At 65.7% G+C, this 13,114-nt stretch carries 9 protein-coding genes and 2 pseudogenes; 3 read left to right on the forward strand and 8 right to left on the reverse strand.

Annotation, left to right across the window (positions count from 1 at the left end; all coding sequences use genetic code 11):
- Nucleotides 1-50: 50 nt before the first annotated feature.
- The 4 genes and pseudogenes from RAD16_RS28585 to RAD16_RS28600 form a co-directional block, all read right to left on the reverse strand.
- On the reverse strand, nucleotides 51-3,356 hold the full coding sequence (locus tag RAD16_RS28585; RefSeq protein WP_458161169.1) for a carboxyl transferase domain-containing protein: 3,306 nt from the start codon (nucleotides 3,354-3,356) through the stop codon (nucleotides 51-53).
- Between the two features lie 12 nt (nucleotides 3,357-3,368).
- Complete coding sequence (locus RAD16_RS28590) at nucleotides 3,369-5,087, reverse strand: AMP-binding protein (RefSeq protein WP_458161170.1); 1,719 nt, start codon at nucleotides 5,085-5,087, stop codon at nucleotides 3,369-3,371.
- Nucleotides 5,088-5,223: 136 nt separating this feature from the next.
- On the reverse strand, nucleotides 5,224-5,892 hold the full coding sequence (locus RAD16_RS28595) for an aspartate/glutamate racemase family protein (RefSeq protein ID WP_458161171.1): 669 nt from the start codon (nucleotides 5,890-5,892) through the stop codon (nucleotides 5,224-5,226).
- Nucleotides 5,893-5,904: 12 nt separating this feature from the next.
- Nucleotides 5,905-6,537, reverse strand: a pseudogene (locus RAD16_RS28600) (methyl-accepting chemotaxis protein); the annotation flags it as partial.
- Nucleotides 6,538-6,804: 267 nt separating this feature from the next.
- On the opposite strand from RAD16_RS28600, the gene RAD16_RS28605 reads away from it, so the two are divergent.
- Nucleotides 6,805-7,305 (forward strand): hypothetical protein, encoded by a 501-nt coding sequence (locus RAD16_RS28605; RefSeq protein WP_458161172.1) that lies wholly within the window; start codon nucleotides 6,805-6,807, stop codon nucleotides 7,303-7,305.
- An 11-nt stretch (nucleotides 7,306-7,316) separates the two neighbouring features.
- Complete coding sequence (locus RAD16_RS28610) at nucleotides 7,317-7,790, forward strand: hypothetical protein (protein ID WP_458161173.1); 474 nt, start codon at nucleotides 7,317-7,319, stop codon at nucleotides 7,788-7,790.
- A 198-nt stretch (nucleotides 7,791-7,988) separates the two neighbouring features.
- Here RAD16_RS28610 and RAD16_RS28615 read toward each other — a convergent pair whose 3' ends face one another.
- Nucleotides 7,989-8,588, reverse strand: a complete 600-nt coding sequence (locus RAD16_RS28615; RefSeq protein WP_458161174.1) for a TetR/AcrR family transcriptional regulator — start codon at nucleotides 8,586-8,588, stop codon at nucleotides 7,989-7,991.
- Between the two features lie 164 nt (nucleotides 8,589-8,752).
- Here RAD16_RS28615 and RAD16_RS28620 point away from each other — a divergent pair, with 164 nt between their 5' ends.
- Nucleotides 8,753-9,130: a tautomerase family protein gene (locus RAD16_RS28620; protein WP_458161175.1), complete on the forward strand. Its 378-nt coding sequence runs from the start codon at nucleotides 8,753-8,755 to the stop codon at nucleotides 9,128-9,130.
- A gap of 13 nt (nucleotides 9,131-9,143) precedes the next feature.
- Here the strand turns inward: RAD16_RS28620 and RAD16_RS28625 are convergent, their stop codons facing one another.
- The 3 genes and pseudogenes from RAD16_RS28625 to RAD16_RS28635 form a co-directional block, all read right to left on the reverse strand.
- Nucleotides 9,144-10,067, reverse strand: coding sequence for a CobW family GTP-binding protein (locus RAD16_RS28625; RefSeq protein ID WP_458161176.1), 924 nt, complete (start codon nucleotides 10,065-10,067; stop codon nucleotides 9,144-9,146).
- A 3-nt stretch (nucleotides 10,068-10,070) separates the two neighbouring features.
- Nucleotides 10,071-11,561 carry an amidohydrolase family protein gene (locus RAD16_RS28630; protein WP_458161177.1) on the reverse strand — a complete coding sequence of 497 codons (1,491 nt, stop codon included), beginning with the start codon at nucleotides 11,559-11,561 and terminating at the stop codon, nucleotides 10,071-10,073.
- Nucleotides 11,562-12,423: 862 nt separating this feature from the next.
- Nucleotides 12,424-12,504 (reverse strand): annotated as a pseudogene (locus tag RAD16_RS28635) (SOS response-associated peptidase); the annotation flags it as partial.
- Nucleotides 12,505-13,114 lie beyond the last annotated feature (610 nt).

The following is a 13,114-nucleotide window of genomic DNA, read 5'->3' on the forward strand; positions in this document are numbered from 1 at the left end:
GGCGGGGATGTCAATCGGGAACCGGGACGCAGGCTATTGCTGCACTGCGCTCACCACGTGTCGATGCACGGTCGCTTCTTCTCCGTTCGCGCCGGCGGCTTCGGCACCGAGCGCACGCCCGCCATGATCCAGCGCCGCGTCTCGGCGGGGTCGATGACGTTGTCGATCTCGAACACCGAGGCGATCGAGACTGCCTTGCCGTTGGCATAGAGCTCGGCGACCTTGTTGCGGTAATAGGTCTCGCGCTCCTCGGGATCGGCGATCGCCTCCATCTCCTTGCGGAAGCCGAGACGGACATAGCCTTCCAGGCCCATGCCGCCGAACTCGCCGGTCGGCCAGGCCGCGGTGAAGAACGAGGCGTGGAAGCCGCCGCCGATCATCGACTGCGCGCCCAGCCCATAGCCCTTGCGCAGCACGATGCCGAACAGCGGTACGGTGAGGCTCGCGCCTGTGACGAACATGCGCGAGACATGGCGCACGATCGCGGTCTTCTCGGCTTCCGGGCCGACCATGAAGCCGGGCGTATCGCAGAGCGAGACGATCGGCAGATCGAAGGCATCGCAAAGCTGGAGGAAGCGCGCGGCCTTGTCGCCGGCGTCGGCATCGATGGCGCCGCCGAGATGGCGCGGATTGTTGGCGATCAGGCCGAACGGCTTGCCTTCGATGCGGATCAGCGCGGTGATCATGCCGACGCCGTAGTCGCGGCGCAGCTCCAGCACGCTGTCCTTGTCGGCGACGAGATCGATCACGCTGCGGATGTCGTAGACGCGCAGGCGATTTTCGGGGATGGCGCGGCGAAGCAGGCGCTGGTCCGCGGCCTCCCAATCCGTCACCGCGCCCTGGAAATAGGACAGGTATTTTTGCGCGACTGATGTCGCCTCCTCTTCGTCCTCGACGAGAATGTCGATGACGCCGTTCGGCGACTGGAAAGAGACCGGGCCGACCTCGGCCGGATGATAGACACCGAGCCCGCCGCCCTCGATCATCGCGGGGCCGCCCATGCCGATCGAGGCGTTCTTGGTGGCGATGATGACGTCGCAGCAGCCGAGCATCGCGGCGTTGCCGGCGAAGCAATAGCCGGAGACGACGCCGATCACGGGCACGAGGCCGGAGAGCCTTGCGAACTGCACGAAGGACGGGCCGTCGAGGCCGGTCATGCCGAGCCGGTCGGTATCACCGGGCCGGCCGCCGCCGCCTTCGGCGTAAAACACCAGCGGCACGCGCCAGTCTTCCGCAAGCGTCAGCATGCGGTCGATCTTCTTGTGGTTCATATGGCCCTGCGTGCCCGCGAGCACGGTGTAGTCATAGGCCACGACGATGCAGCGCGCGGCCTCGCCGCCGAATTTCTCGGCGTTGACAGTGGCGACACCCATGACGAGGCCGTCGGCCGGCGTGTTCTTGATGAGATCGTCGAGCTTGCGCCGGCGCCGCTGCGCCGCGATCGCAAGGCTGCCGTACTCCATGAAGGAGCCGTCGTCGACGAGCTGGGCGACGTTCTCGCGCGCGGTGCGCTGGTTGGTGTTGCGGCGGCGCTCGACCGAGGCCGGGCGGTTCGCATCGAGCGTATTGGCCTGGCGCGCGATCAGCTCGGCGAGATCAGGACGGATATGGTCGAGATCGATGTCGGCCTCGGCCGCCGTGTGATCGGCGGCGACGTCGAGCGGCTCGAGATACAGGATCGGCTCGCCGTGCATCAACGTGACGCCGTCGCCGGCGGCGAGCCTCATGACACGGCCACCCTGCTCGGCCATGACCAGATGCTCCATCTTCATGGACTCGATCACGGCCAACTGCTGGCCCGGCCGCACGACCTCGCCTTCCTTCACCTGGATCGTGACGATGGTGCCTTGCAGGGGTGCAGCAACCATCACCGCACCTTCGGGCACGACTTGCGCGACATGGGCCTCGGCGCCATGAGCGCCGCTGCGCTCGGTCGTTGCGAAGTAGAGCGGCTTGGCTGCGCCATCGGCCGCCTCGACCAGCTTGGCGATGTTGCGATCGATGAAGTCGGTCGCGATGCGGTTGGTCCTGAAATCGGGATGCGCCAGCACCGCCTGGAGGAAAGCGATGTTGGTGACGATGCCATCGATCCGGAACTCGCGCAGGGCGCGCGAGGCTTTTGCGACCACGTCATGCCAGGCCTCGCCGGGCGTATGCACGATGACCTTGGCAAGCAGTGAGTCGAACGCCGCGCTGGTCTTGTAGCCGGCATAGCCAAAACTATCGACGCGGACGCCGGGGCCTGACGGCGGCTCGAACACGGCGAGCACGCCGCCGGTCGGGTGCGTCGCACCCGTCTCATCCAGCGTCTCCATGTTGACGCGGAGCTGCATGGCATAGCCGCGCGGCTTCGGGATCGATCCCTGCGCCAACCCAAGCGAGGCCAGCGAGCTTCCTGCGGCAACCGCGAGCTGGGCGCGGACGAGGTCGAGGCCGAGCACCTCTTCCGTCACGGTGTGCTCGACCTGCAGCCGCGGATTGGCCTCGATGAAGGCAAAGCTGTCCTCGGCGGTGCCGTCGACCAGGAACTCGAAGGTACCGAGATTGTCGTAGGACGCAGCGGCCGCGAGCTGCCTCGCCGCCTCGATGATGCGGCCGCGCAGGGCTTCGCTGAGCGACGGGCTCGGCGCCACCTCGACCAGCTTCTGATGCCGGCGCTGGATGGTGCATTCGCGCTCCCAGAGATGGGAGATCGCGCCATGGTGGTCACCGATGATCTGCACCTCGATATGACGCGCCTGCCGGATCAGCCGCTCGGCATAGACCCCGTCATAGCCGAACGCCGCCTTGGCCTCGGACTGGCAGCGCGCATGGGCTTCGGCGAGATCGGCAGCCTTCTCTACGACCCGCATGCCGCGGCCGCCGCCGCCGGCCATCGCCTTGATCACGATCGCCGCTTGGCTGCCGAGCGAGGTAAAGAACGCCGTGATCTCCTCCAGGCTCGACGGCCCGCTTGTACCGGCGATGATCGGCACGCCGCAGCGCTTTGCCAGTTGCCGTGCTGCGACCTTGTCACCGAACAGCTCCAGTGCCGCCGGCTTCGGCCCGACGAAGGTGATGCCCGCATCGGCGCAGGCCTTCGCGAACGCCGCGTTCTCGCTGAGGAAGCCGTAACCTGGATGCGCGGCATAGCAGCCCGCGCCCTTCGCCGCCTTCACGACAGCTTCGATGTCGAGATAGGCCCGCGCGCCGCGGCCGGGGATTTCAACGGCGTCGTCGGCGACGCGCACATGCAACGACAGCGCGTCATCGGCCGGATGGATCGCGACCGTGACGATGCCGGCGTCGGCGGCGGCGCGCGCGATGCGGATGGCGATCTCCCCGCGATTGGCAATCAGGAGCTTTTTGAACGACATCGTATCTCTCAACTAAACGGCAGCAGGAAGATCTGGATTGAGGTCCTGCTTCTTCACCTTGCCCGTCGCCGTCAGCGGCAGGGCTTCGATGATGCGGACTTCCGGAACCTTGTAGACGGCCATGCGCTCGGCACACCAAGCGCGCAGATCATCAGCGGTAATCGTGCCGACCGCCTCCGGCTTGAGCTGGATATAGGCCACCGGCACCTGCCCCTTGTCAGGATCGTCGCGTCCAACCACACCCGAGCCCAGCACCTTCGGATGTTGGCCGAGCAGCGCCTCGATCTCCGGCGGAAACACGCTCATGCCCTTGACCTTCAGCATCTCCTTGCGGCGGCCGAGGAAGTGCAGGAAACCATCCTTGTCGATGGTGCCGATGTCGCCGGTGCGCAGCCAGCCGTCGATCAGCGACTCCGCGGTCGCCTCCGGCTTGTTCCAATAGCTCTTGAGCAGCGACGGCGTCCGCACGCGGATCTCGCCTTCGGCGCCGAGAGGTAGCAAGGCGCCGGTCTCGAAATCGGTGATCTTGAACTCGGCGCCGGGGACCGGCAGGCCGACGAAGATCGGCTGGTTCTTGAGGTCGAAATCGTCATCCTGGAAGCCCGCCGTAAACGTGTTGGAGGTGTGCGTCTCGGTCATGCCCCAGGCCGCCTCCATCAGGATCGTGCCGGTGAGATCGTTCCAGCGCTTGCGATAGTCGGCGTTGAGCTTCTTGACGAAGGAGACGACGCGCACCTGCTTCAGCGACGACAGGTCGAACTCGCTCCAGCGCGGATGGTCCATCAGCTCGACCGCGCCGTCGACCGGCATCGCCGTGATCGTGACCTTGTACTTGTCGATCGCGGCCATCGCGCCGACGGCGTCCCAGCGGGCCAGCAGGATCAGCGTCCCGCCGGAGAACAGCGGGAAGATCAGGCCGAAATTCTCGCCCGCGATCCAGAACTCCGGAAAGAACGACAGGAACACGCTGCTCTCGTCCGACAGCACCGAGATGCCGTAATTGGCGGCGGCCGTATAGACCATGTCGCGATGGGTATGGACGCAGCCCTTGGGCATGCCGGTGGTGCCGCCGGTATAGTTGAGCGCGGCGACCTCATCGAGGCCGGGCGGCGGCGGCGATGGCGCGGACTGAGCTGCGAGCGCAGGCAGCAAATCGGTCGCGCCGGAGATCGCGATACGCGGCGCGCGGATCGAGTCCGGCGTCGGAAATGCGGGCGTCGCCGGCACGACATCGGCAAAGCTGGTGACGATGATCTCGCGCAGGCTCACCTCGCCCCTCACCTGCTCGACGACGGGGATGAGCTGGTCCAGCGCCACGATCACTTCGGCCTTGGTGTCGTTGAGCTCGTAGGACAGCTCGAACGCGCGCGATAGCGGGCTGACGGGGACATGGACCGCGCCGAGCTTCAAAATGCCGAAGAACACGATGTGGAATTGCGGGCAGTTCGGCAGGAAGACCGCGACGCGATCGCCCTTGCGTACACCCTTCGCCTGCAACACCGCGGCAAAGCGGTCGCTCTGCTGGTCGAGCTCGGCATAGGTGGTGACATGGCCGTAGAAGATCACCGCGGGCCGCGTGGGGCTGCGCTTCGCCCAGGCGCGCAGATATTCCGTCAGCGGAACTTCGCCGTGCAGATAGTTCGGCGAGTGCGGCATGCCCTTCGGCCAGGCCTTGTCCCACAACCCGCGCAAGGTGGCGAGGTAGTCCTTTTCGTTGAGGCCTGCACTCATGGCGTCTTCCCGTGCTTCTTATTATTGCGACGGCACGCGCGCGCCGCCCGACATCGCTACAGGTCGAGCACGGCAGAGTTCATGTCAAGGAAAACAGTTTTCCGCGGCACGGCCGATGCCGCGGCGCGGAAAAAATTTACGCCGTCACGAGGCGAATGATCCGCGCCACCGCGGACGGGATCGGCGCGATGACCGGTACGGAAAACATCGGCTGAAGCTCGCGCGCGGCCTCGCCCAGCGGCCCGCCGCCGATGATGACCGCCTCTGCTCCATCCTGCGCGATGCAGGCCTCGACCGCGCCGGCAAGCGCTGCTCGCAGCCGCGTGGAATCACGCATCAGCTCTTGCGGATCGCCGTCGGCAAAGCGCGTGCCGGCATAGCGCGCCCCCAATCCCAGCGCGTCAGGCAATGCGTCGATCTTCGCCTTGAGCAACGGCGTCGTGGTCGCCACGCCGAAGCGGCGGCCGTTCGCTGCGGCCTCCAGCATCGCGGACTCGCCGATGCCGACCGCAGGCAGCGTCATCGCCGCCTTGATGCCGGCGAGGCCGGGATCGCCGAACGCGGAGACGATGAAGCCGTCACAGGACTTTTGATGCGCATGCGCGATCGCCTCGACCTCGGGCGCAGCGGTTTCCAGCGCCTCCGCCGAGACGATCATCGACGGCGCGCGCGTGGCCGTGGCGCCGACGATGTCCAAGCCATCGGCGGCAACGGATCTGGCGATCGCCACCATCATCGCGGTGGTCGCCGCGTTGCTGTTCGGATTGATCATGAGGATGCGGCGGCGATCGGAGTTTGGGCCCATCGTCCTGCTATACTAGGTCGCGCGTACGCCCGCAACGAAGGTGCTGACCTCGTTCTCGAGCGATTGCAGCTTCTGCGACAGCCGGCCGCTCGATTGCAGCACGAGGCCGGCGGCCTGGCCGGTCTCCGCGGTCGCATCGGTGACGCCGGAGATGTTTTGCGAGACCTGATCGGTGCCGGAGGCCGCCTCCTGCACGCTGTGAGCAATCGCTTGCGTCGCAGCGCCCTGCTCTTCGACCGCGGCAGCGATCGACGAGGAGATCTCGTTGACCTCCATGATGGTCTTGCGAATGCTCTCGATGTTGCCCACGACCTGGTTGGTCTCGGCCTGAATCGCGGTGATCTGCGCACCGATCTCGTCGGTTGCCTTCGCGGTCTGGCTCGCCAGCGACTTCACTTCGCTCGCGACGACGGCGAATCCCTTGCCGGCCTCACCGGCGCGCGCGGCTTCGATGGTGGCGTTCAGCGCGAGCAAATTGGTCTGCGAGGCGATCTGGTTGATGAGGTCGATGACCTCGCCGATCTTGTTGGCGGCAGCGGCAAGCCCCTGCACGGTGTCGTTGGTGCGCTGACCGTCGGTCGCGGCCTTGTCGGCCACGCTCGCGGCCTGCGCGACGCGCCGGCTGATCTCGGTGACCGACGCCGCCTCGACGCGCCCGATCAGTTCAAGCTCGCGATTGCCGGCGACAGCCTGTCGCGCGCCTGACGGATGATTTCCAAATTGGACAACGAGATCGACGTCGCGCTCGTGTAAGCGAACTTTAGAATTCGTCGATATTGGCTTAGCCGCACAATCTAGAAGCCCTCGATATCGGCCCGCGCAGCGTTGACTTGCGCGAGCCCCTGGCGGAACGATCGCGCAGGTATTTGGCGCCAGCCGGAGCGTTGCGCGCTGCCAGAGGCTAGAAGCGCCATGCATCGATCAATATCCGCCAAGACCCTCGACCTTCCCGCGCTGTGCGCGGCGGAACGACTGTTCATCTGGGGCTTCCGGGCGAAAGCACGCAGCGGAGGCGCGGTCCCGACCGCCGCCGACATCCAGCAGGTCTACGACCATTTTCGCGTCGGCGATGCCGTGCCGTCGCTGGACTCCATCATCGAGATCTTTGCCTGCACCGCGCATACGGCGATCGAGGTGCACTGCCCGACCTGTCCGCGCATGTCGGAGAGCGAACATGGCATCTTGCGTGCGATCGCCGCCGCGCAGAAGGAGCGCGACGATGTCGCGCGCGAGCAGTTCGAGTGCTGGCTGCCGCCGGTCGGCGCGGATTGGGCGCTGGCGCCGGTCCGCGGCCTTGCGACGATCTTCCGCATGGCCGGCCTCATCCTTCCCGATCGACAGGTCCAGTCGTTCGACCACGACCGGATGATGGCGATGAAGAGCTGGTTTGTCGGCAGCCCCACACTGCACTGACGAGATCGGTCATGATGCAGGATCGTTGCAGTTCCGTACCGGCCTCCGAGACCGGCCCAACGCGACTCTGCCCGCTGCAGGCCGCGCTGTCGTCGTCGCGAAGTATCGAAGGCTACGATGATTTCTGCCGCGTCGCGCTGTCGCTGTTCCGCTTCATTGGAGCGGCCTATGCGACCGGCGCATCCGATTGCTGGGAGGCGGCCTATCGCTTTGCCGACGAGGCGCCCGGCATTGCCGACAGTCCGCTGCTGGTCGCGCGGGCTGCAGCGCTGGTCAGGATCTTGCGCAGCGGCCGGCCGTGCGCGCTGTGCTTCATGCCGCCGTCCTGCCGGCGGCTCTCCAAGGACGAAGCCGAATTGATGCGGCTGGTGGCGGTTGCGCGCCGCCAGCAGCCTGGGGAACTCGAGTCCGTCGTCTGCCAGTTCGTCGGCAACGAGAACGAGATGGCGACGACGCGGGCCGTCAACGCGGTGGCCTGCTGCTGATGCTTTGATGGGTTCTACTCGCGCATGGAGCTGTCTTGCGGTATCGATATCGCCATGGAGACGCAGTGCTCGATGCCCTCCATGAAACCTCCAGACGGCCCCAGGGATCACCACCGCTGGGGTCGTCGTTTCGTGTCTGGCTTCCAGTTTGACGCGTTTCCTTGACGCGAACCGGTATCCACTTCGCTCGACAACGCTTTAGCTGGCCTTCTTGTCGAGCACGAGATCGATCGTGTGAGCCGCGATCTTGCGCAGTTGAAGCTCGTCATCGAAGGCGCGTTCGAGCACGGCAAGGCCGCGCGTCACCGTGACGATGTGCAGTGCTGCCGCCGCGGGATTGCCTTTGAACTCGCCGCGTTTCGCGCCAGCCGCCAACGCATCCTGGACCAGCGCGGTGATGCGCGAGACGAGGTTCGCAAAAGCCTGGCGCGCGTCCTCATCCAGCCCCTCGCCTTCCGCCGCGCCGAGCTCCATCAATCCGCGCGTGGTCGGGCAGCCGCGCGGCGGCGAGCCGGAGCGGAAGTTGGTGATGGTGAGGTCGAAGAACGCTGTAAGGCGTTTCCGCAGGGTGCCCGCGCCGAGCGCCTTCTCCAGGGCGAGGAGGTACTCGCCCGCATAACGCTCATAGGCCTGCAGGAACAGCGCTTCCTTGCTGCCGAAGGCGTTGTAGAGGCTGCCGCGCTGGACGCCGGCATCGCGCGCGATGTCCGAAAGCGAGGTGCCGCGCACGCCCTTGCGCCAGAACTGGTCGAACGCGATGCGCAGGACGTCGTCGTGATCGAACTCGCGCGGTCTCAAATCCGGCTCCCTGGAAAAATATTTGACACGACGTCAAGAACATGATTTCTCGACATCGTGTCAAAAACTAGATGGGATAGATAGCCCGTCGCGTCAATGGGCTGAACGGCCGGCGCTCGTCATGCGCTCTGGCCGATCGCCCCCGCATGCAAAGGGACCAGCTCATGCCGCTCCTCCATATCTCGATGCGCGCCGGAAAGCCTGACGCCTACCGGAAGGCGATCCTCGACGGTCTCTATCGCGCCATGCGCGAGGCGCTCAACGTCCCTGAGGGCGACGAGTTCATGACCATCAGCGAGCTTTCAGCCGAGAACTTTCGCTGCGGCAATGCCTATGGCGTGAGCCGCAGTGATGACGCCGTGCTGATCCAGATCACCGTGTTCGCCTCGCGCACTGCCGAGCAGAAGCAGGCCCTGTACCGGCGGATCGCGGCGCTGCTCGGCGAGAACCCGGGCATCCGGCCCGAGGATGTGTTCGTCAATGTGCTCGATGCGCCCGCGGAGAACTGGTCCGTCGGAAACGGGATCGCGCAATTCGCTTGAAGCAGCTGCGGTTTCAGTCCGCAACACACGTTTCCATGATCTCATCGAGCTCGGCCTTCGAGAGCACGCCGAGCTCGGCGATGAAGACGATGCGGGTCCGCGGCACGTCCGGCGGAGGCGGCTCGCCCGGCGCCAGCGTCGCACGGCCGCCGGCGAACTGAAACACCATCTGACGGCCGGGCTGCTCGATCGTCTCGAACAGACCCTTCGCGCGCGCCAGTTTTGGCGCGAGGCGGCCGATGGCCTGCTGCAAGCGTGGCAGCGAGATCGGCTGGTCCGAGGTCCAGCTCAGCGTTTCGAAGCGCTCCTCGGATGGCCGCTTCGGCCCTGGATCGCGTGGCGCGGGCGCGCGATCGCTCGCAGGAAACAGCAAGGCCGACGGAAGCTCGCCATGCCTGGCATCGACCACCACGGCAGGAACGCGCTGGGCGCGGATGGCTTCGCGCAGCCGGGCACCTGCACCGTCGTCCGCCAGATCCAGCTTGCTCAACGCCACGATATCGGCGACGCGGAGCTGCGAGCGCAGCAGTGCGTCGTCGAGCGCGGCAGGCGGTGTCCCCGCGTCCATCACGCAGAGCACCGTCTCTAGCGGCGCCTCGCGCAGGATCACGGGGTCCATCAGGTTGCGCACGATGTCGGAGGGATCGGCGACGCCACTGGTCTCGATGACGATGTACTCGGGCCTCGGATCACGCCGCAGCAGCGTCGAGAGCGTGCGGAGCAGATCGCCTTCGAGCGAGCAGCAGATGCAGCCATTGGCAAGGCTGACCACGCCGTCGCTCGCGCCCGCAATCAGCTCCGCATCGATGTTGATGGCGCCGAAATCGTTGACGACGGCGGCGATCCGCCGTCCCTCCGCATTCGCCAGCAAATGGTTCACGACCGTGGTCTTGCCAGCCCCCAGAAAGCCCGTGACCAAGAGAACGGGGACCGGCATGGATCAGCCCTCGACGACGGGACGGCGCACCGGCTTGCCCGGCCGCGCCGCCACGTCCAGAACGCCGTCGCTGATCAGCGGCTGACCGCTCACCACGAGATGCCGCACGCCCTCGGACGGCCGGTTCATCGCCGTGAAGGTCGCGCGGTCCGAAAGTTTTTCGTAATCGAACACCACGATGTCGGCATCGGCGTCCTTGGCGAGCCTGCCCTTGGCGCGCATCGCGGGCGTGCTTTGCGACAGGATTTCGGCCGGGATCAGCGCGCATTTGCGCACGCCCTCCAGCAGCGACACGGTCTTGCGCTCGCGCACCCATTCGCGGATGAACTTCGTGAAGCAGCCGGCCGAACGCGGGTGCGAAGTCGCATCGTCAGGCAGCGGCCAGGCGTCGCCGGTGTAAGTCTTGCCGTCCGACGTCGTCCACGGCATCGCGTCGGACGCGATCGCGCCGCCGGGATAGAGCACCGACATGTCGAGCAGGTCGCGGTGATGCGCATTGTGCTCGGTGTCGAGGATGTGCCAGAGCACCAGCGAGGACGGCTCTTCCGCCTGCGCCTTGAGCAGTTCCTCGCGGTCGTGGAAGCGATAGCCGTCGGTGACGCGCTGCACGGAATCGTAGCCGGTGCCGTTGCGCTCGACGAACTGGGGATCGCTGAAGAAGGCGGCGGCCAGCACGGTCGAGCCGGTGCCGTAAGGATAGGCCTCGACCGTGATCGGCAGGCCGTGTGCCTGCGCCTTGGCGATCAGCACGCGGCAGCGCTCGATGTCGGTCTTGCTCGACGAGTTGAAATGGCAGATGTGCATGTGCGCGCCGGTGGCGCCGGCATAGCCGATCAGGCGGATATAGGCTTCCACCGCGCTTTCGGGGTCAATGCGCGACATGAAGGCGACGTGGGTGAAGGTCGGCACGTCCTTGGCAGCCGCCAGCTGGCACACCGCCGTCAGCTCCTGCACGCCGGCGCCCGGCGCATAGGCGTTCAGAATGCCGATGCCGATGCCGCCCTCGTTCAGGCCGCGGGTGAGGCGCTCAAGCACGCCGGCGACTTCCGCATCGGTGGCCACATTGTCCATCCAGCGGCGATCGCGCATGGCGTTGCCGAACGCCTCCAGCGAGCTCTCCGCATTGGAGCCCGTCATCGCGCCGATGCGCGCGAAGGCCCAGTTGGTGGCAGCGCCATAGTTGAGCACGCGGCCCTTCCGCGCCTGGCGCTCGTACCAGGACCCGACCGGCAGCACGCCAGCTTCCAGATCGAGCGTCGTCGTCACCCCGTCGAAGGCCTGCATGCGGTCGGCCGGGATCGACTGGCCATGGGCGTGCAGGTCGATGAAGCCGGGCGCAACCACGAGGCCGGCGGCATCGATCACCCGCTCGGCGCCGCCGAGGCCCGTGCCGACGGCGGCGATCTTGCCGTCCACCACCGCTACATCGCCAACGGCATCCATCCCGCTCGCGGGATCCACCACCCGGCCGCCAGAGATCACCAAACCGCTCATGTCGAAACTCCAAAAGCTATTGCCAATATCTCCAAAGGCCCGGCAGCCACTTCGGAGGCGCAAGACCGGCCGCACCGCCCGTCTCGGCGCGCATAGTGCAGATTTTGGGGTGAACGACCACCGCCACCGATGCCGATGCTGCATGCTTGCGCGTGAGGCCAGTCGACGGGGGACGGATATCGGGGCCGGAAGCGCATCGCCGCCGCGGCGTCAATTCGCCGGCCCAATCGGCATGCGCTCGCATCCTCGCGGCCGGATTTGCCCGAGCTGTGCTTCTCGTCACACCCTCTGAGAAGAAAGGGCGCAGGGAAGACCGGGCGCCGGCTGGCACCCATAAAGCCCCCGTGCTGAACGGATGCACGCGCAGTGCACAGGGGAAACACAGGGCAGCCGAAACCAGGCCTTCCCTGCGCGATGGTTTGACGGCCTATGCCGCGCTCTCGCGGGAGCCGAGTTCCTTCTGGCCTCCCTCGCCCCCGCGACATTCACGCCTCTCGCGCCGGTTGACGCGAGTGACGCCTTGCCAGGGCTTGACCGTAACAACGACGGCCAGGACCACACGGTTTCGCCGTACGCAGGCTTTCCTGCTTCGCCAAGAGGCTCCGCAAGACCTTGAGCGCCGTTCGTCGATGCGGCTCGTACCATGCTCACGAGGTTCATCTCGCCCTGCAGGTACAAGGTCCGCCTTTAACGCCGCCCGCGTCCACCGCAACTCCCAACCCGCGCTCGTGACGACGTACGACCGCCCCCTTTGGTGGGCTGGGATGGGCGATGCATACGCTATTTCCGAATTTCGGTAAAGTGGAATGTTTTTGGGAGAGGGGCTTGACAGCGAATTTGGCTGTTTTGCCCGCCAAGTCGAATTGACGATGTAGCGGTTGACCTCGCGAAATAGGGCGATGATTGCAGCTTGGTTGGTAGTGATGCTATCACGATTGCACATTACGTGCGGAAGCTGTTCAGAATAGTCGCAATCGCCAAGAGCGAGGCCGAAGCATCTGTTTACTTCTTGAGAACGCCAACGTCGGTGTTTCCCAAGTTCTTTATAGCGCGTTCAGCGGCAGGCGTATCCACCGCATTGTCATGCGAGGTTGGAGCCGGACTAACCGAGGAAGCATCCAGGTCACCGGTCGCCGCGTGGCTGAGCGCGTTGCCCACGTTGGGACCGGAGGAGCCTCCAGTGCCGCTTATGGTGTGCCCGGTTGATAAGGTGCTGCCCGCATAACCTGTGGAGCCGGTGGCCGCACTTCCACCCGCCGCGGAGCCGCTACTGCTCGATCCACCCGCACTCTGGCCGAAGGCCGACGAAGCGCTGCCAGTGAGTAACATCAAGATAACGGCGAAACGGTTCACAGAGCGGACCTCTACGAGAACAACCGCTCAATGAGTTGGACGTCCGATAGTTCCATCGGGGCCTACAGGAGATTATTGAGACGTTTGAAGGCTTGAGGTGTGCTTCGGGCCCGCGTCAGCGTTCAGTGATGCTACCCTGGACCAAATTGTCCGGCGGGATACTTTTTCGGATCGCCTCCAATGCGCATCGCGCGTGTTGT

The sequence above is a fragment of the Bradyrhizobium sp. 18BD genome (genome assembly GCF_054185225.1).